The sequence below is a fragment of the Brevundimonas sp. LPMIX5 genome, assembly GCF_003576505.1.
GTDB classification, from domain to species: Bacteria; Pseudomonadota; Alphaproteobacteria; order Caulobacterales; family Caulobacteraceae; genus Brevundimonas; species Brevundimonas naejangsanensis.
In genome coordinates this window covers 188,725-207,967 of record NZ_QWTZ01000001.1, presented here as the reverse complement: position 1 = coordinate 207,967, position 19,243 = coordinate 188,725, and the positions used below count along the sequence as shown (strand labels likewise).

The 19,243-nt window shown below is 67.7% G+C and carries 18 protein-coding genes; 13 read left to right on the top strand and 5 right to left on the bottom strand.

The annotated features are described in order from the left end of the window. Together D1604_RS01020 and D1604_RS01015 are read left to right on the top strand one after the other, a co-directional pair. Positions 1–1,407, top strand: a 1,407-nt coding sequence (locus D1604_RS01020; RefSeq protein WP_233551791.1) for a M48 family metalloprotease, incomplete at its 5' end; no start/stop codon positions are given. Between the two features lie 45 nt (positions 1,408–1,452). Beyond that, complete coding sequence (locus D1604_RS01015) at positions 1,453–2,250, top strand: thioredoxin domain-containing protein (RefSeq protein WP_119411841.1); 798 nt, start codon at positions 1,453–1,455, stop codon at positions 2,248–2,250. Between the two features lie 25 nt (positions 2,251–2,275). Here the strand turns inward: D1604_RS01015 and D1604_RS01010 are convergent, their stop codons facing one another. Then, positions 2,276–3,064, bottom strand: coding sequence for a thiazole synthase (locus tag D1604_RS01010; protein WP_119411830.1), 789 nt, complete (start codon positions 3,062–3,064; stop codon positions 2,276–2,278). Between the two features lie 194 nt (positions 3,065–3,258). Continuing rightward, entirely contained in the window at positions 3,259–3,456 is a 198-nt protein-coding gene (thiS, locus tag D1604_RS01005; protein ID WP_003168098.1) for a sulfur carrier protein ThiS, read from the bottom strand. A gap of 181 nt (positions 3,457–3,637) precedes the next feature. Here thiS and D1604_RS15540 point away from each other — a divergent pair, with 181 nt between their 5' ends. From D1604_RS15540 to aat, 5 genes are all read left to right on the top strand, one after another. Next, positions 3,638–4,090: a hypothetical protein gene (locus D1604_RS15540; RefSeq protein ID WP_147399858.1), complete on the top strand. Its 453-nt coding sequence runs from the start codon at positions 3,638–3,640 to the stop codon at positions 4,088–4,090. Positions 4,091–4,200: 110 nt separating this feature from the next. Then, the gene (gene aroQ, locus D1604_RS01000; RefSeq protein WP_119411829.1) at positions 4,201–4,656 is read left to right on the top strand and encodes a type II 3-dehydroquinate dehydratase; all 456 of its coding nucleotides are present in this window, start codon (positions 4,201–4,203) and stop codon (positions 4,654–4,656) included. Between the two features lie 40 nt (positions 4,657–4,696). Beyond that, positions 4,697–5,185, top strand: a complete 489-nt coding sequence (gene accB / locus D1604_RS00995) for an acetyl-CoA carboxylase biotin carboxyl carrier protein (RefSeq protein WP_119411828.1) — start codon at positions 4,697–4,699, stop codon at positions 5,183–5,185. 5 nt (positions 5,186–5,190) lie between these two features. Continuing rightward, positions 5,191–6,543: an acetyl-CoA carboxylase biotin carboxylase subunit gene (accC, locus tag D1604_RS00990; protein ID WP_119411827.1), complete on the top strand. Its 1,353-nt coding sequence runs from the start codon at positions 5,191–5,193 to the stop codon at positions 6,541–6,543. 6 nt (positions 6,544–6,549) lie between these two features. After that, a complete protein-coding gene (gene aat, locus D1604_RS00985) occupies positions 6,550–7,245 on the top strand; it encodes a leucyl/phenylalanyl-tRNA--protein transferase (RefSeq protein WP_119411826.1) in 696 nt (231 codons plus the stop codon). Here the strand turns inward: aat and D1604_RS00980 are convergent. After that, positions 7,212–7,910, bottom strand: a complete 699-nt coding sequence (locus D1604_RS00980) for a DUF2155 domain-containing protein (protein ID WP_119411825.1) — start codon at positions 7,908–7,910, stop codon at positions 7,212–7,214. The two genes, aat and D1604_RS00980, sit on opposite strands and share 34 nt — an antisense overlap. Next, complete coding sequence (locus D1604_RS00975) at positions 7,907–8,299, bottom strand: NADH:ubiquinone oxidoreductase subunit NDUFA12 (protein WP_024352998.1); 393 nt, start codon at positions 8,297–8,299, stop codon at positions 7,907–7,909. Before D1604_RS00975 ends, D1604_RS00980 begins: the two co-directional genes overlap by 4 nt. 219 nt (positions 8,300–8,518) lie before the next feature. Here D1604_RS00975 and D1604_RS00970 point away from each other — a divergent pair, with 219 nt between their 5' ends. From D1604_RS00970 to D1604_RS00960, 3 genes are all read left to right on the top strand, one after another. After that, on the top strand, positions 8,519–11,134 hold the full coding sequence (locus D1604_RS00970; protein WP_119411824.1) for a TSCPD domain-containing protein: 2,616 nt from the start codon (positions 8,519–8,521) through the stop codon (positions 11,132–11,134). A 102-nt stretch (positions 11,135–11,236) separates the two neighbouring features. Then, positions 11,237–11,731, top strand: coding sequence for a pentapeptide repeat-containing protein (locus tag D1604_RS00965; protein WP_119411823.1), 495 nt, complete (start codon positions 11,237–11,239; stop codon positions 11,729–11,731). 65 nt (positions 11,732–11,796) lie between these two features. Then, positions 11,797–12,648, top strand: coding sequence for a pentapeptide repeat-containing protein (locus D1604_RS00960; protein ID WP_119411822.1), 852 nt, complete (start codon positions 11,797–11,799; stop codon positions 12,646–12,648). Positions 12,649–12,711: 63 nt separating this feature from the next. Here the strand turns inward: D1604_RS00960 and aspS are convergent, their stop codons facing one another. Continuing rightward, positions 12,712–14,544, bottom strand: coding sequence for an aspartate--tRNA ligase (gene aspS / locus D1604_RS00955; RefSeq protein WP_119411821.1), 1,833 nt, complete (start codon positions 14,542–14,544; stop codon positions 12,712–12,714). A gap of 196 nt (positions 14,545–14,740) precedes the next feature. Here aspS and D1604_RS00950 point away from each other — a divergent pair, with 196 nt between their 5' ends. From D1604_RS00950 to D1604_RS00940, 3 genes are all read left to right on the top strand, one after another. Further along, positions 14,741–15,400, top strand: coding sequence for a DnaA ATPase domain-containing protein (locus tag D1604_RS00950; RefSeq protein ID WP_119411820.1), 660 nt, complete (start codon positions 14,741–14,743; stop codon positions 15,398–15,400). A gap of 79 nt (positions 15,401–15,479) precedes the next feature. Then, positions 15,480–17,714: an RNA degradosome polyphosphate kinase gene (locus tag D1604_RS00945; protein ID WP_119411819.1), complete on the top strand. Its 2,235-nt coding sequence runs from the start codon at positions 15,480–15,482 to the stop codon at positions 17,712–17,714. Further along, on the top strand, positions 17,711–19,201 hold the full coding sequence (locus D1604_RS00940) for a Ppx/GppA phosphatase family protein (RefSeq protein ID WP_119411818.1): 1,491 nt from the start codon (positions 17,711–17,713) through the stop codon (positions 19,199–19,201). The genes D1604_RS00945 and D1604_RS00940 overlap by 4 nt, the downstream gene beginning before the upstream one ends. Positions 19,202–19,243 lie beyond the last annotated feature (42 nt).

Below are 19,243 nucleotides of genomic sequence, written 5' to 3'. Positions count from 1 at the left end.
GCCGCACCCCGCTTCCGGCGCTATCTGGCCGCCGGGGTCGGCGCCCTTGCGGTGCTGACCTCGGCTGTTTCCGCGCAGGCCCAGAGCCTGATCCGGGACACCGAGATCGAAGGCATCATCCATGACTGGTCCGAGCCGGTGCTGGACGCCATGGGTCTTGATCCGAACGAGGTCGAGATCCTGCTGGTCAACGACAACGACCTGAACGCCTTCGCCACGCGCGGGCGGATCATGGGGTTGAACACCGGCCTTATCCTGCGGACCAAGAGCCCCAATCAGCTTCTGGGCGTGATCGCTCACGAGGCCGGCCACATCAAGAACCGCCACACCCTGCGCGACGGCGCCCAGAACGCCGGGATGCAGCCGATGATCATGACCATGGCGCTGGGCGCCCTGGCCGCGATCGCGGGCGCCCCGGACGCGGGCGCGGCCCTTTTGGCCTCCAGCCAGTATTTCGGCACGCTCGGCGCCCTGCGCTACATGCAGAGTCAGGAAGGCGAGGCCGACATCACCGGCGCCCGCGCTCTGGAACGCGCCGGGGAATCCGGGCGCGGGATGGTCGAGTTCTTCGAGAACTTCCGCTCGCAGGAAATCTTCTCGGATCAGCGGCGCTATCCCTATTTCCGCAGCCACCCCTTGTCGTCACAGCGGATCGAGGCCCTGCGTCGCCCCGTCGAAGCCGCCTCCAACTATGAGAAGCGCGACAGCCCGCAGCGCATGGCTGAACACGCCCTCGTCGTAGCCAAGATCAGCGCCTTCATGGACGCGCCCAACGCCACCTTGCGCGACTATCCATCCAGCGACACTTCCCTACCCGCCCGCTACGCCCGCGCCATCGCCTGGTATCGCGACGGCCAGACGCAGAAGGCCCTGGACGCGGTCGACGTCCTGCTGACCGAACAGCCCGAAAACCCCTACTTCTGGGAGCTCAAGGGTCAGATCCTGTTCGAGGAAGGCCGGCCAGCCGAGGCCATCGGGGCCCATGAACGCTCCGTTGAGCTGAAGCCGGACGCGCCCCTGCTGCGCATCAACCTGGCCCACGCCCTGATCGAAACCAATGACACGGCCCGGCTGACCGAAGCCGAAAACCAGCTGAAGCGCGCCCTGGCGCTCGAAGGCGATAACAACCTGGCCTGGCGCCTGCTGTCTCAGGCCTACTCCAGCCAGGGCAAGGAGGGCGAGGCGCGCCTGGCCTCGGCTGAATACTGGTTCGCCCTGCGCCGTTCCGAACAGGCGGCCCAGTTCGCCATGCGCGCGCGCGACATGCTGGACCGCAACTCCATCGAATGGCGCCGCGCCACCGACATCGTCCTGGCCTCGGGCGCGACCGAGAAGGACATCACCGACGCCGAGCGCCGCAATGAACAGCGCAGCCGCTCCGGCGTCATCCCGCCCGGCGGGGAGTGAGCCCTTCCCGCCCCCTGCTGCACTGCCTGATAAGACGAGATGCTGATGACTGACGACGCGCGCCCCGAACCGACCCCGACCGCCACGCCGAAGAAGGCGCGCCTGGGGCTGTCGGGCACGACGCTGGGCTGGGCCGCCGCAGGCATGTCGGCCGTCGCACTGGCGCTGTCGGCGGCGCCCTATCTGACCGGCGGTTTCGGCGAGCGGGTGCGGGCCTATCTGATCCAGAACCCGCAGGTGCTGGACGAAGTGCTGGCCGCACGTGAAACGGCGGAATCCCAATCGCGCGTTCAGAGCATCAACGCCGCCGCCGCCGCCAATCCGACCCTGCTGGCCGCCGATCCGCGCGACCCCGCCTTCGGACCCGAGAACGCCAAGGTGACGGTGATCGAGTTCTTCGACTTCCGCTGCCCGGGCTGCAAGGCGGTCGCGCCCGAATACCGCGCCCTGATGGCCGCCCACCCGGAGGTGCGCTTTGTCTTTAAGGACTGGCCGATCCTGGACCGGGGCGAGGACGTGACGTCCCAATACGCCGCGCGCGCCGCCCTGGCCGCGCATCAGCAGGGCAAATACCTGGCCGTCTATGACGCCCTGATGGCCGAGCGCGCGCTGGACCGCGCCGCCATCGACCGCATCCTGGCCGACAACGGCGTCGACATGACCAAGGCCAACGCCGCCATCTCGGCCCCCGAGATGGCGCGCCACGTCACCGACATCCACACGGCGGCGGCGGCGCTGGGCCTGCAGGGCACGCCGACCTTCTTCATCAACGGCGTCGCCAGCCCCGGCATCGACCCGCGCGAAGTCGGCGCCCTGATCGAGGCTGCCAAGAAAAAGGGCTGACCGTTCGGTCAGCCCCGCTTCATCTTCAGATCAGCCCCGCCAGCGGCGATGACGGATCAGCGTAGAACCGCTTCTTCATCCGTCCGGCCAGATAGGATTCGCGCCCGGCGATGACCGCGTGCTTCATGGCGCTGGCCATCAGCAGCGGATCGCGCGCCTCGGCGATGGCCGTGTTCATCAGCACGCCGTCGCAGCCCAACTCCATCGCGATGGCGGCGTCCGAGGCCGTGCCGACGCCCGCGTCGACCAGCACCGGCACCTTCGATTGCTCGACGATCAGGCGGATATTGATCGGGTTCTGCACCCCCAGCCCCGAGCCGATCGGCGCGCCCAGCGGCATGATGGCCACGGCCCCCGCGTCCTCCAGCTTGCGCGCATAGACCGGGTCGTCGGTGCAATAGACCATGACCTCGAAGCCCTCGGCGGTCAGCAGCTTCAGCGACCGCAGCGTCTCTTCCATGTCCGGGAACAGGGTCTTGGGATCCGCCAGAACCTCCAGCTTGACCAGGGTCCAGCCGCCCGCCTCGCGCGCCAGACGCAGGGTCCGCACGGCGTCCTCGCCGGTGAAACAGCCCGCCGTATTGGGCAGATAGGTGTATTTCGTCGGGTCGATGAAGTCCGTCAGCACCGGCTGGTTCGGATCGGTCAGGTTCACCCGGCGCACGGCCACGGTGACCATCTCGGCGCCAGACGCCTCGGCCGCCGCCGCGTTCTGGGCGTAGTCGCGATACTTGCCTGTGCCCACGATCAGGCGCGAGTTGAAGGTGCGGCCGGCGACGGTCCAGCTGTCGGTGCGGGGAGCGGTGTCAGTCATGCTTCTGACCTAGCGCCGCCCGCCGCCGGGGGGAAGCGCCGTTGCGGGATTTGATGCCCCGGCCTCCCCTTCCCGCTCATCCCGGCGGACGCCGGGATCCAGTCCTTTGGCTATGGGCACGCCCTTCAGGAGTTGCGCTTGAGGCTCTCACTGGATCCCGGCGTCCGCCGGGATGAGCGGAGCATGGGGCGGCCTCAGCCGCCGCCCACGAACTGCACCAGTTCGATCCTGTCGCCCTCGGCCAGCGCCGTCTCGCCGTGCAGCGAGCGCGGCACGATCTCCAGATTGCGCTCGACCGCCACCTTCTTGGGGTCCAGCGACAACTCCTGAACCAGGCCCAGAATGGTCGTGGCTGCGGTGTCCCGCGCCTCGCCGTTGACTTCGATACGCAAACTGTTCGCTCCAAACATGCTGGGTAGAGAGGCAAAGCCTCTTCGGAGACATCAGATAATGGGTGTTCAAGCGTGAGACATCAAATCCCGCGGTTAAAATCTGCTTTTAGCATACCCGCAATTTTTTGATTGAACCGCACTGATCAATTATCCAGTCTACACGTCGAATTTGGAGACGGGAATGAAGCTTACTTTAAATATCCTTGTAAACTCCATGATCCTTGCAAGCGCAAGCATAGTCGCGGGCGCTGCATTAGCTTCAGCCGAACAACATTCGATTGTGCCAGAAATGCTATGGACATACGTGCGTGCAGAAGCTTCAGGTCAAGTTCCTTGCCCTTCTATTGCGCCAACGCTCACTCATCGTGAAAAATTTGCAAATAGCTTGCTTATTGGCGACTGGCTAATCCGTACCGAGAAGGGGTCTATTCGCTGCAATTTCCATCAGACAAGCGGCGGGCGCTGTACGTTTGGAAGTCCAGGATATCTTGTTATAGAACAAGGCGATGCAATAACGGTCTACGACATCGCGGATAGATCGCCTGTCGAGTTCGAGATTCGTGACGGCCGACACGCTTGCCGCATAGGGCGACGGATCCACACACACGGCGACACCATCGTTCCACTTTCCTGAGCTTCTCTCCCCCTACGTCACCCTTTTTCCTCGCCCGCTTTGCGCCGCGCGCCACCTGGGCTACAACGCGCGCTCGATTCCGCGCGGCGGCGCGCCTGTTTTGCGAGCGAATGCCCGAAACTCTCACCCTGTATGTCCTGAATGGGCCGAACCTGAACCTGCTGGGGGTTCGGGAGCCGGATATCTATGGCCGCGAGACGCTGGCCGACGTTCAGGCCATGTGCGAGGCGGCGGCCGACGGCGCCCGCGTCGTTTTCCGTCAGTCGAATCATGAAGGCCAGCTGGTCGACTGGATCCAGGAGGCCCGCACGGAGGCCGACGCCCTTGTCATCAATCCGGCCGCCTTCACCCACACCTCGGTGGCCCTGCTGGACGCGTTGAAGACGCTAAGCATCCCCGTGGTCGAATGCCACCTGTCGAACCCCGCCGCGCGCGAGGCGTTTCGGCATCACTCCTATGTGTCCCTGGCCGCGACCGGCGTGATCGCCGGCTTCGGCCCCCGCAGCTATGAATTGGCCGTCCGGGCCGCTCTGGACCTGGCGCGTCGCGCCGGGGCCAAGGGCTGACCGCCGCGCGCCGTCTGAAGATCAATTAGAAGAGACCCCCATGTCCGACGACAAGAACAACCACATCGACGCCGAACTGGTCCGCAGCCTGGCCGACATCCTGAACGACACCGATCTGACCGAGATCGAAGTCGAGCGCGGCGATCTGAAAATCAAGGTCAAGCGCGAAGTCACCGTCGCCGCCACCCCGATTCAGTACGCCGCCGCCCCTGCGCCGGTCGCTCACGCTGCCCCGGCCGCCGCGCCTGCCGCGCCGATGGCCGCTGACGCCACCACCATCGTCGCCCGTTCGGGCGAAGAGGTGAAGTCGCCGATGGTCGGCACCGCCTATCTGCAACCCGCGCCGGGTTCGGACCCCTTCATCAAGACCGGCGACAAGGTCAAGAAGGGCCAGACCCTGCTGATCGTCGAAGCCATGAAGACGATGAACCCGATCCAGGCGCCGCGCGACGGCGTGGTGGCTGAGATCCTGGTGGGCGACGCCCAACCGGTCGAGTTCGGCGAAGCCCTGGTCGTTCTGGAAGCCTGAGCCCCATGTTCACCAAGGTCCTGATCGCCAACCGGGGCGAGATCGCGCTGCGCATCCACCGCGCATGCAAGGAGATGGGAATCTCCACCGTCGCCGTTCACTCCGAGGCCGATCGCGGCGCCATGTGGGTGCGTCTGGCCGATGAGAGCGTCTGCATCGGCCCCGCGCCGGCGGCCAAGTCCTATCTGAACATCCCCTCGATCATCGCGGCGGCGGAAATCACCGGCGCCCAGGCGATCCACCCCGGCTACGGCTTCCTGGCCGAGAACGCCCGCTTCGCCGAGATCATCGAAGCCCACGGCATGACCTTCATCGGTCCCAAGCCGGACCACATCCGGATCATGGGCGACAAGATCACCGCCAAGCAGGCGGTGAAGGACGCGGGCATTCCCGTCGTCCCCGGCTCTGACGGTGAGGTCGAGACGGTCGAACAGGCCATCGAGGCGTCCAAGGCCATCGGCTTCCCCCTGATCGTCAAGGCGGCCGCCGGCGGTGGCGGTCGCGGCATGAAGGTGGCCCAGACGGCCGACGATCTGGTCGAGGCCGTGCAGACGGCCCAGGCCGAGGCCCTGGCCGCCTTCGGCAACGGCGCCGTCTATATGGAGCGCTATCTCCAGAAGCCGCGCCACATCGAGATCCAGGTAATCGCCGACAGCCACGGCAACGTCGTCCACCTGGGCGAACGCGACTGCTCGCTGCAGCGCCGTCACCAGAAGGTGCTGGAAGAGGCCCCCTCTCCCGCGCTTTCCGCTGAAGGCCGGATCAAGATCGGCGAGACGGTCAACAAGGCCATCGCCGCCATCGGCTATCTGGGCGCCGGGACCATCGAGTTCCTGTGGGAAGACGGCGAGTTCTTCTTCATCGAAATGAATACCCGCCTGCAGGTCGAACATCCGGTCACCGAGATGATCACCGGCGTCGATCTGGTGCGCGAACAGATCCGCATTGCTGCGGGCCTGCCGCTGTCGTTCACGCAGGAAGACATCACCTTCGAGGGCCACGCCATCGAGGTGCGGATCAACGCAGAGAACCCGGACACCTTCACCCCCTCGCCGGGCACGATCACCGAGTTCCACGCGCCGGGCGGTCTGGGCGTGCGTCTGGATAGCGCCATCTACGCCGGCTATTCGATCCCGCCCTATTACGACAGCCTGATCGGCAAGCTGATCGTTCACGGCCGCGACCGTGAGGAAGCGCTGGCCCGTCTCAAGCGTTCGTTGGGCGAGACGATCATCAGCGGCGTCGACACCACCATCCCCCTGTTCCAGAAGCTGTTGCAGGAGCCAGACATTCTGTCGGGCGACTATGACATCCACTGGCTGGAGAAGTGGGCGGCGGCTCAGAAGGCCAAGGCCTAACCCCTCTTGGACGAGCCCGGCTTCAGCGCGAGCGGCGCCTCTGACGTCTTCGGACCGGAGGCGCTGCTCGCCTGCTATGCGCGGGGCGTCTTCCCGATGGCCGAGGCGCACGACGATCCGCGCGTCTTTCTGGTCGAGCCGGACCAGCGCGGCCTGATACCGCTGGATCGCTTTCACATCCCCTCGCGCCTGCGCCGCACCGTGCGGGGCGAGCCGTTCGACGTGCGGGTCAACACGGCCTTCGCGGCCGTGCTGGACGCCTGCGCCGCCTCTGCGCCGGGCCGCGAGGACACCTGGATCAACGCCCCGATCCGCCGCCTCTATGTCGAACTGCATCAGCGCGGTTTCGCCCACAGCATCGAATGCTGGCGGGACGAGGCGCTGGTCGGCGGTCTTTACGGCGTGACGCTGGGCGGCGCCTTCTTCGGCGAGAGCATGTTCAGCCGAGCGACGGATGCGTCAAAGCTTGCCCTGGTCCATCTGGTCGCGCGCCTGAAAAAGGGCGGCTGGCGGCTGCTGGACACCCAGTTCCTGACCGAACATCTGGGCCAGTTCGGCGCCGTGGAAACGCCGCAGGAGGCTTACTTACGGATGCTGCCCTGGGCCATGCAGGCCACGCCCGACATGGACGCCTTCACAGCGCCCCTGAGCGGGGCCGACGCCGTGGCCTACGCCTTACAGCCCACCACCCAGGCGTCATAGACCGGGTGCTGCAGGCCGCTGACGCTGGGCGATGAGGCGAACATCCAGCCCTTGAACACCTGGCGCGCCTCGGTCGGCGCCGCCAGACCACGCGGCTGAACTCCGACCTCCATATAGGCGATGGCGTCCTCGGTCATTTCGTCGGAGGCCGAGACCTCGCAGGCGCGGGCCTTGAACAGCAGGGTCCTGCCGAACCGCACCGGACGGCCGCCCACCTCGACTTCGAACCGCATGGTCTCGGCCGTAGTCTTGTCCACCGCCTGGATGACGGCGATGCGGCGGCGCTGACGCACGCCCGGCGGCGAGGCCGGTTCCGTGGGCGCAGGCGCGACCTCTTCGACCGGGATTTCGTCCGGCGCCTCTTCCTGAACAGCCACTTCCTCGCCCTGAGCCACGATGACAGGCGTCGTCGGCGTCGCGGCGGGCGCGGTCGGCATCACAATGGACGGGCTGTTGGACGGCGCCGGTTGCTGCGGCTGCGTCGCCGGGCCCTGCGGATTCTGCAGCGGCGTACGGGTAGTGTCGCGCAGCATGTCGCCGATCGGATCGGCCGGAGCCGGCGTCGCATCCTGCGGCAGGTCCATCAGGACGCTGGCCACGCCGGCGCCCGATATCGCCAGTCCCGCGACGACCACCCCGGCCAGCAGGACATGGCGAAAGCTCATTCCGGGCTCCAGGCCTGATAGTCGCCAGTGGCGGCCGGGCGTTGGCCCAGGGCGGCCAGCGAGCCCTGCGGGCGACGCGCCATCGGCGTGCCCGTCATGTTCGGCAGGTGATCTTTCTCCCACGCCTGACGCGGCAGCGGACGCTCGGCCGGAGTCTCGTCATAGGTGTAGCGCAGCCAGCCCTGCCATTCCGGCGGCACCTTGGTCGCTTCGGCATAGCCGTCATAGATGACCCAGCGGCGCTTGCGCCCGTCATAGCTGACGGTGTCGCGGGATTCGTAATAGCGATTGCCGAACTCGTCCGTGCCGACCTGCTGGCCGCGTTTGCCAACGGTGAACAGGGTGCCGATCGTGGCGCCGTTCCACCAGGTGAAGATCTTGCTCAGCACGTCGTCGAACTCACTCGAATCCACCGCCCCGGGGAGATCCGGCGGCGCGGGCCGATCATAGAAACCGCGACGCCCTACGTCCAGCGCGGAGCGCACGGGAAACGCCTCAACATCTTGTGGGCAACACCCCCGATAGCCGCAACATCTATTGAACGCCGTCATGATCGCCCGATAGGTTGTCTTCAGGACACGCTCCACCTCCAGCGTGGGAGACGCCTGATGCGCTTCAAGCCCCTGTTTACTCCCCTGAGCGCCGCCGTCCCCGTCGCGCTGCGCGAGATCGAACGCGCCGACGCCGTCGAGAGCCTGCTGGCGCCCGAGGCCTGGCCCGATGTGCAGGTCGAAGCGTGGATAGACTGGGCCGATGCATCATCCCCTCCCCAGCCCGACCTGCCGCTGAACGGCGCCGTGCACGATTGGGCGGCCCGTCTCGCCGTCGCAGGGCGCGAGGGCGGCGCCTTCGCCAACGCCGCCGAGTGCGCCCGATTCGAGGCGGAATTAACGGGCGCGGTCCTGCTGGGTCTGGCGGCCGTCAGCGATGCGGATGCGCCCGCCGCAACCGCCCTTCATCTGGATCTGTCCGAGCCCGAGGCCGAACGCCGTCTGGCCGAGCAGGCCGCCGCCTGGCGCCGCGACCGGCTGGCCGGTCAGGCCGCCGAGGCGCTGGCTCTGGCGCTGTCGAATGTGGCCGACGCCGTGGCGCGGTGTGAAGGCGACGCGGCCGCCTGCGCCGATCCCATCTCCAACCCCGCCCTGACCCGCGCCGCCCATGTCGCGCGCCAGTGCGGCGCCGCCGATGCGGACATCCTGCGCGCCATCAAGGGCGAGGGCCTGTCGAGCAACGCCGCGCCGTCGGCCGACGCCCCGCAGACGCCGCTGATCGTGCTGGCCCAACCAGACACGGTTGCCGCCGGCGGGCCTCTGGCGCTCGCCTTGGCCGAAACGGCGCTGGAAGGCCCTGTCGCCGCCGTGTTCACGCCCGCTGACGCCGACGCAGCCGCCGATGCAGCCGTGGCCGCGCGCGCAGCGATCAACCTGCCCGCTCTGGCCGCCGCCTTACCCCAAGCGTTCGCCTCGGCGTTGGCCGCTCTGACCGAGTTGCTGGTTACGGCGCTGGACCTGACGCTGGACGCGCAGGCCCCCCGCGCCGCCGCACGCCCCATCGCCTTTGGTCTGGGCGGCCTGACGGACTGGGCCGTGTCGCAGGACCCCGCCGCGCCCGCCCTCCCCGCCGCTGCCGTGGCCGCACAGGTCGCGCGCTGCGCCAACGCCGCCTCGGCCGATCTGGCCGCACGGCTCGGCCCCTGCGTGGAGTGGGAGGCGGCGAAGGACGAAACCCTCGCCGCCCTGACCGAACGCGGCGAGCCGGTCGAAGCTCTGCGCGCCCACGGCCGCCGCCATGCGGCCATCAGCCTGTTCGCCGACGACGCCGAACTGGCCTTGCGCCTCGGCGTCTCGCCCTTCGCGGCGACGAATGTCTGGCAGACGGCGGACGGCGAGGTCGAACGTCGCCTCCGCCCCGCCCTGGCCGTAGCCCTGACCCGCGCGGGCGCTGATATCGAGGCGGCCGAGCGCCATCTGTTCGGCCGCCGCACCCTGGCCGAGGCGCCGGGCGTCAGCCACGCCCGCCTGCGCGAACTGGGCTTCACCGATCTCGAGCTCGAGGGGATCGAGCGCGCCCTGTCCTCGGTCGAGGATTTCGCCGCCGCCTTCGCCCCGCCTGTGCTGGACGAGGGTTTCATCGGCGACGTTCTGGGCCTCACCCTGGCGCCGGGCGAGGCCCTGCTGCCGCGTCTGGGCTTTGACGAGGCGGCGATCCGGGCGGCGGCCGATTACGTCTTCGGCCGTCCCGATCTGTCCGACTGGGCCGACGCGCCTGAGGCCCTGCGGCCCCTGCTGTCGCAATCCGGCGAGGTGCTGGAAGCCGGCCTGCGCCGCGCTGTCGAGCCGTTCAGCGACGCGCCCGATCTGACGCCCGTCACGCTGGACTGGCGCGCCAACCGGCTGGATCTGGCCCGCGCCCTTTCTGACGCCGCGCTGAACGGCCGACGCGCCGTCGCCCTGCGCCGGGCCGAGGCCCCCGCCGATTTCCGCCTGCGCCTGCCCGAGATGGAGGCCCCGCGCCGCGAAGCATCCCCCGAGCCCGCGCCCCGCACCGTCGAGCGCGTGGTCGAAAAGGTGGTCGAGCGCGACCGCACCCGCCGCCGCCTGCCCGACCGCCGCAAGGGCTATATCCAGAAGGCCTCGGTGGGCGGCCACAAGGTCTACATCCATACCGGCGAATACGAAGACGGCGAACTGGGCGAGATCTTCATCGACATGCACAAGGAAGGCGCCGCCTTCCGCTCGATGATGAACAACTTCGCCATCGCCATCTCCATCGGCCTGCAGTACGAAGTGCCGCTGGACGAGTTCGTGGACGCCTTCGTCTTCACCCGGTTCGAACCGTCGGGGCGGGTCACGGGCAATGACTCCATCCGCTCGGCGACATCCATCCTCGACTATGTGTTCCGCGAGCTGGGCGTCTCCTATCTGGACCGGCGCGAACTGGCGCAGGTCACGCCGGAGGCCGCCAATCTGGACGGCATGGATGGGGGGCCGACCGAAGCGCCCCAGCCCGTGCCCGCCGCCCGCTTCATTTCCAAGGGCTTCGCGCGGGGCGCGGCGCCAGACAACCTGATCGTCGCCCCCTTCGGCCGCAAGGAGCCCTCTGCGCGCACGACGCCGTCCGTACAGGCTGGTCCCTGCCCCGAGTGCGGCGACCTGATGCTGACGGACCGGAACGGGACGCCCGTGTGCGGCGCCTGCGGCGCGGCGCCCAAGGTTCAGGGCTAACAAGGTTCATGGGCTGAAACGGGACGCCCAAAGCGGGACAGGCTGTCCCGAAACGGCGGCCCGCTTCTTGCTGCAACAGGCCCAAAGCCTGGAGCCATTCGCATGATCCGTCCCGCAATCGCCCTTCTCGCCGCCGTCGGCCTGACGCTGACGGCCCTGCCCGCCTCGGCGCAGAACGCCTCGCAGATCGCACAGGTGCGTCGCGGCGCCTCCTGCCCCGGATGCAACCTGTTCCAGGGCGACTTCTCCGGCATGGAGCGCACCGGCCTGAACCTGTCCGGCGCCCGCATTCGTCAGGCGGACATCAGCCTGTCGGTGATGAACCGCACCAACTTCAGCCGCTCTGACCTGCGCGATGTCGAGGCCTATGGCGCCGTCCTGTCCAGCTCCAACTTCAACGGCGCCGACCTGACCAACGCCAGCTTCGTGGGGACCTTCCTGGAAGGGGCCTCCTTCACCGGGGCCAAGCTGAACGGGACCAATCTGTCGGGCGCCGAAATGGCGCGCGCGCGCGGCCTGACGCAGTCGCAGCTCAATCAGGCCTGCGGCGACCAGAACACGGTTCTGCCTTCTGGCCTACGCATTCCCGCCTGTTGAGCGTCGCCTTCGTTACCGCGATTTAAGTAGGGTTTTTACGGACTAAGGCGCATTCAATAAGGGTGATGAAACGCTCGATTTCTCCCCTGCGCCGTCTGGCCCTCGCCGCCTCAGCCCTCACGGGACTGATGGCGGCCGCCCCCGCCACGGCCGGCGCCGTGGACATGACCTGGGCCCAGGATCGCGACGTCGCCCGCATGGTGTCGCTGGGTGGAAGCTGCACGCGTTGCGAACTGTCGGGCCGCGACCTGTCGGGCGCCACCCTGACCGGCGCCAACTTCGCCCAGGCCACCCTGGTCGGCGCCAATCTGCGCGGCGCTGAACTGGTCGGCTCGAACTTCACCAACGCCAAAATGACCGGCGTCCAGTTGATGGGCGCCGAGGCGACGGGCGCCGTCCTGATCCGCGTCGACCTGAGCGGCGCCAATCTGAGCGGGGCCGAGCTTCAGGGCGTGAACATGAACAGCGCCGTCCTGACCCGCGCCCGCCTCAACGACGCCGAGATTTTCGGCGCCACCCTGGCCAACGTCAACGCCAGCGGCGCCGACTTCAGCAACGCCGACATCAAGGCCTCCAACCTGACGGGCGGGAACTTCAACAGCGCCTCCTTCCGCAACGCTGATCTGGACGGCGCGCGGCTGTCCGGCGGCGACTTCACCCGCACCGATTTTCGCGGCGCCTCCATGCGCCGTACGGACATCCGCGGTCTGGATCTGACGCGCGCGCGCGGCCTCAGCGCCGATCAGGTCTCCGAGGCGTGCGGCGACGCCGCCACCCGCCTGCCCGGCGACATGACCGCCCGCAACTGCCGTATCAGCGGCGTGCGCGTCATCCGCACCCCGCCTGCCCCTCCGGCGCCGCCCGCCCCGCCTGTTCCGCCGCGTCAGCGCAACCTGGTCATTTCATCAGGCAACTGAAGCCCGGATGCAAAAAGGGAGGGGTCGCCCCCTCCCTTTGCCAATTCGACGCTGCAGCGCCGATCAGACCTTAATCGGCAGCTGGGTGCGGATCGACAGTTCCTTCAGCTGACGCTCCTCGACCTCGGCCGGGGCGCTCATCAGCAGGTCCTGGCCCTGCTGGTTCAGCGGGAAGGCGATGACTTCACGGATGGCCTGTTCGCCCGCCAGCAGCATGACGATACGGTCGATGCCCGGAGCCAGACCACCGTGCGGCGGCGCGCCATAGCGGAAGGCGTTCAACATGCCGCCGAACTGCTCTTCGACCACCGAGGAATCGTAGCCCGCGATCTCGAAGGCCTTCAGCATGATCTCGGCCTTGTGGTTCCGGATCGCGCCCGAGCACAGCTCATAGCCGTTGCAGACGATGTCGTACTGATAGGCGCGGATGGTCAGCGGGTCCTGCGTCTCCAGCGCCTCCATGCCGCCCTGCGGCATCGAGAAGGGGTTGTGGCTGAAGTCGACCTTCTTCTCTTCTTCCGACCATTCGAACATCGGGAAGTCGACGATCCAGCAGAACTTGAACTGGTCCTCGTCGACCAGCTTCAGCTCCGTGCCGACGCGGGTGCGGGCCAGACCGGCGAACTTGGCGAAGACGCCCGGCTGACCGGCGACGAAGAAGGCCGCGTCGCCCTTGCCCAGACCCAGCGAAGACATCAGAGCCTCGGTCGGCTCCTGACCCAGGTTCTTGGCGATCGGACCGCCCCACGACTGCTGGTCGTCCGACCAGAAGATGTAGCCCAGACCCGGCTGGCCCTCGCCCTGCGCCCAGGAGTTCATGCGGTCGCAGAAGGCGCGCGAACCGCCCGTCGGCGCCGGGATGGCCCAGACGGCGTTCTTCTCGTCGGCGCCCAGGATCTTGGCGAACAGGCCGAAACCGCCGTCGCGGAAGTGGTCGGACACGTCCTGCATCTTGATCGGGTTGCGCAGGTCCGGCTTGTCCGAGCCGTACCACTTCATCGACTGCTCGAACGTCAGGCGCTCGAAGCCCTTGTGCTTCATCGTCTGGCCGAAGTCGTTGGTGAAGGTTTGCACGCCGTCGATCGGCGACACCGGCTTGCCTTCGCCGAACTCGGTGAACAGGCCGTGCATCAGCGGCTCAATTGCCTGGAAGACGTCTTCCTGGGTGACGAAGCTCATTTCCACGTCGAGCTGGTAGAATTCCAGCGAGCGGTCGGCGCGCAGGTCTTCGTCGCGGAAGCAGGGCGCGATCTGGAAATAGCGGTCGAAGCCCGACACCATCAGCAGTTGCTTGAACTGCTGCGGGGCCTGCGGCAGGGCGTAGAACTTGCCCGGATGCATCCGGCTCGGCACCAGGAAATCGCGCGCGCCTTCCGGCGACGAGGCCGTCAGGATCGGCGTCTGATACTCAAGGAAGCCTTGGGCGACCATGCGGGTGCGGATCGACTGGATCACGCGCGACCGCAGGACGATGTTCCGGTGCAGACGCTCACGACGCAGGTCAAGGAAGCGGTTGCTCAGGCGAATTTCTTCCGGATATTCCTGCTCGCCGAAAACCGGCATCGGCAGTTCGGCGGCTTCAGACAGGACTTCCACCGACAGGACGCGCACCTCGACCTCGCCGGTCGGCAGGTTGGCGTTGACGGTCGAGCCTTCGCGCAGGACCACCTCGCCATCGACCTTGATCACGCTCTCGGCGCGCAGGCGCTCGACCACGTCAAAGCCCGGCGTCTCGGGGTGCAGCACCAGCTGGGTCAGGCCGTAGTGGTCGCGCAGGTCGATGAACAGCAGGCCGCCGTGGTCGCGCTTACGGTGGATCCAGCCCGACAGACGAACATTCGCGCCCGCATCCGTTGAACGGAGGGCGCCGCAGGTGTGGGTGCGATAGGCGTGCATATCGGATTTCGTCTGAAAACGGCTGTCGAACAGCGTGAATTAGGAGCGGGGAAAGGCCCATCATCGCCCCCGAAAGTCAAGGCTGACGCCTCAAACGCCCATGATACGCCATCCACAGGGCGAGGCCGGTTGTCCCCGTGATCCCGCCCTATCAACAGAGACGCCCGCGCCCCCGCCCGGCTAGGGTCCAGTCGTTATGAACGCCCCGGCCGCCGAAATCCGACAACTGCGCCTGCCGCTGCAGCAGGAGACGCCCCAGCGCGCCTCGGATCTGGCGATCTCGGTGGCGAACGCAGCGGGCGTGGCGACCCTGGCCGCATGGCCGGAATCGCCCGGCGCCGTCCTGGCCCTGTTCGGCCCGGCCGGTTGCGGCAAGAGCCATCTGGCCGCCGCCTGGGTCGAGCGCACAGGCGCTATCGCCCTGCACGGGGCCGAGGCGGCCCTGGTCGACCCGCTGGAGCTGGAAGGCCGCCCCGTCCTGCTGGACGACGCTCAGGAGGCCGACGACGAGAGCCTGTTCCACCTGATCAACCTGACCCAGTCAGGCGGCGGGGCCCTGCTCTTGGTGTCGCGCGATCCGCCCGCGTCGTGGGCGACGGACCTGCCCGACCTGCGCTCGCGCCTGAACGCCATCCGAACCGTGGGGATCGAAGCGCCCGACGACGTCGTCTTCGCCGCCATGCTGCGCCGCGCCTTCGCCAGCCGGAACATCACCCCGGCCGATGAACTGATCGACTATCTGGTCCGCCGCATCGACCGCTCGGCCGACGCCGCCGAGGCCGTGGTCGACCGCCTGGACGCCCTGCACCGGCCCGTGACGCGCGTGCTGGCGCGGCAAGTGCTGGACGGGGAATAGCCCTCCCCTCTTACCCGCTCATCCCCGCCGCGACACAATCGCGGTTGCAGCCGTCACGGGCGCGCGCGACAACGGAATCATGACCGATATCGCGCCCATCGCCGTCGACACCACCGGCGAGGAAGTCCCCTCCTCGCGAGCACCGCAGCTGGAGCTGTCCGAGGCGCTGATGGCCTCGCCTGAGCGGTTCATCAACCGCGAGCTGTCGTGGCTGGCCTTCAACGGCCGCGTGCTGGAAGAAGCCGCGAACGAGGGCCACCCCCTGCTGGAGCGGGTGCGGTTCCTGTCCATCTCGGCCAACAACCTGGACGAGTTCTTCATGACCCGCGTGGCGGGCCTGAAGGGGCAGTTCCGCGAGCGCATCCGCGTCGTCTCGCCCGACGGCCTGACCCCCGCCGAGCAGTTGGAGCAGGTCAATGCCGCAGCAGGCGGCCTGATGGCCGAACAACAGCGCCAGTGGCGCGTCCTGCGCAAGGAGATGGCGGCCGCCGGGATCGAAATCGTCGAACGCGCCCGCATCACCAAGACCGAGCGCGAGCGTCTGGAGCCCGAGTTCCTGAACCAGCTGTTCGCCGTCTTGACGCCGATGGCCATCGACCCGGCGCACCCCTTCCCCTTCCTGCCCAACCTGGGCTTCTCGCTGGCGCTGAAGCTGAGGCGCAACAGCGACAACCGCGTCCTCTACGCCCTGGTGCCGGTGCCGACGCAGGTGCGGCGCTTCTGGGCGCTGGCGACGGACGGGCGTTCGACGCCGGGGCGGACGCGCTACGTCTCGCTGGAAAACCTGCTGCTGCTGTTCATCGACCACATGTTTCCGGGCTGCGAGATCCTGGAAAAGGGCCTGTTCCGCCTGATCCGCGATTCCGATATCGAGATCGAGGAAGAAGCCGAAGACCTGGTCATGGAATTCGAGGAGGCGCTGAAGCAGCGCCGCATGGGTTCGGTCGTCCGCATCAAGATTCAGGCGGACATGCCCGACGACCTGCGCGACTTCATCATCGCCCAGTTGCACGCCCAGCCGCAGGACGTGGTGCTGGTCGACGGGATGCTGGGGCTGGCCCAACTGTCCGAACTGATCCCCAGCGGCCATCCCGACCTGAAGTTCAAGGGCTATGAACCGCGCTACCCCGAGCGGGTGCGTGACAACGGCGGAGACATCTTCGCGGCCGTGCGCGAAAAGGACATGCTGATCCACCACCCGTTCGAGAGCTTCGACGTGGTGGTCCAGTTCCTGCGTCAGGCGGCGCGCGACCCGCACGTCATCGCCATCAAGCAGACGCTTTATCGCACCTCCAAGGACAGCCCCATCGTCGCCGCCCTGATCGAGGCGGCCGAGAACGGCAAGAACGTCACCGCCCTGGTCGAGCTGAAGGCGCGTTTTGACGAGGAAGCCAACCTGCGCTGGGCGCGCCAGATGGAGCGGGCGGGCGTCCACGTCGTCTTCGGCTTCGTGGAGTACAAGACCCACGCCAAGATGAGCGTAGTCGTGCGGCGCGAGGGCGAATCCCTGCGCACCTACTGCCACTTCGGCACCGGCAACTATCACCCGGTCACGGCCAAGATCTACACGGACCTGAGCCTGTTCACCTGCGATCCGGCGCTGGGCCGCGACGCCACGCGGGTGTTCAACTACATCACCGGCTATGCGGCGCCGGACGAGTTGGAGGCCTTGGTCGTCTCGCCGCTGAACATGAAGACCAGCCTGATCGAAATGATCAGCAAGGAGATGTCGGCCGCCGCCAAGGGCAAGCCCGCCGCCATCTGGGCCAAGATGAACGCCCTGGTCGACCCTGAGATCATCGACGCCCTCTATCGCGCCAGCCAGCAGGGCGTTCGCATCGAACTGGTCATCCGGGGCATCTGCTGCCTGCGCCCCGGCGTGACGGGCCTGTCGGAAAACATCCGGGTCAAGTCGATCGTCGGCCGCTTCCTGGAGCACAGCCGCATCGTCGCTTTCGCCAACGGCCACGACCTGCCCAGCAACCGGGCGCGGCTCTATATCTCCTCGGCCGACTGGATGCCGCGCAATCTGGACCGCCGGGTCGAGGTGATGACGCCGATCCTGAACGCCACCGTCCACGATCAGGTGCTGGATCAGATCATGGTCGCCAATCTGAAAGACGACGCCCAGAGCTGGGTGCTGGAGCCCGACGGCTCCTATCGACGGCTGATCCCCAGCGGGTCCGAACGACCCTTCTCAGCGCACAAATACTTCATGACCAACCCCAGCCTGTCGGGGCGCGGCCGCAAGGTGAAGACCCTGCCCGGCGCCCTGTCCTATCCGGGTCTCAAGGTGCGGAAGCGCCGCTCATGAGCCCCGAGCGCGAATACGAATCGAAACAGATCGCCGTCATCGACATCGGCTCCAACTCGGTGCGTCTGGTGCTGTACCGGCTGGAAGGCCGCGCGGTCTGGACCATGTTCAACGAGAAGGTGCTGGCCGGTCTGGGCCGCGATCTGGCCGCCACCCGGCGCCTGTCTGAACCGGGCGTGGTCATGGCCATGACAGCGCTGCGCCGTTTCGCCGCCGTGATCGAGGGCGTTCAGCCCGATCAGGTGCTGGTGGCCGCCACCGCCGCCGTACGTCAGGCCGAGGACGGCCCTGAATTCTGCGAGCGCGTGGCCACCGAGACGGGCCTGCACATCCGCGTCCTGAGCGGCGAGGAAGAGGCGAAATATTCGGCGCTGGGCGTTCTGGCGGGCGATCCCGGCGCGCGCGGCGTGGCCGCCGACATGGGCGGCGCCAGTCTGGAGCTGACACGGATCGGGGATGGTCCGCGCGGCAAGGGCGTGACCCTGCCGCTGGGCCCCTTCGCCCTGCTGGACGACAGAGGCTTCGACGCCGACCGCCTGCGCGGCCGCATCGCCAAGCGGCTGGAGCCGATCGAGGACCATTACGCCACGCAGACGCTCTACGCCGTCGGCGGCGCCTGGCGCAGCCTGGCCCAGATGCATATGGCGATGGTCGAGCATCCGATCCGCATCGTCCACCAATACGCCATGAGCGCCGCCGACGCCCGAGACATGGCCCGGCTGGTCGCGCGCCAGTCCCGCGCCTCGCTGGAGAAGCTGCCCGGCCTGTCCAAACGCCGCGCCGAGACCCTGCCCTACGCCGCCCTGGTGCTGGAGGGGTTGATCGACAGACTGGGGCTGTCGTCTGTCTGCTTCTCGGCCTGGGGCGTGCGCGAAGGACTGCTTTACCACGGCATGGACCCCGCCATGCGGGCGGTCGATCCCCTGCTGGCCGGGTGTTCGGCATGGGGCGGTCGCCAGGGCGTAGACCCCGCCCTGCCCCGCGCACTCGACGGCTGGCTGCAATCCGTGATCTCCGCCCTGCCCGAAGTGTTCGGCGAGGAACGCGACGCCCTGCTGACCTCATCGGTCTGCCGCCTGGCGGACCTGGGCGCGCGCCTGCACCCCGACCACCGCGTCAGCCTCGTGTTCGATCAGGTCCTGTGGTCGCCCATTCCCGGCCAGACCCACGCCGAGCGCGCCTTCATGGCCGTGGCGATGAACGCCCGCTATGGCGGCGAGGCCCGCACGCCCGCGCCGGAAACAGTCGACCGCCTGCTGTCGGAAAAGGGGCAGAAACGCGCGCGAGCCCTGGGGCTGGCCATGCGGCTGGCCTGCGACCTGTCGGGCCGCTCGCCCCAGCTTCTGGCCAACGCCACGGCCACGGTCGAGAAAGGCGCCCTGCGCGTCACCGCCGCCAACGGATACGCCGACATGCTGCTGGGCGAACAGACGAAACGGCGGGCCAAGGCGCTGGCCGAAGCGATGGATCTGGCGCTGAAGATATAAAGCCCTCTCCCGATGGGAGAGGGCTTGAGCCTCCAAGAGCCG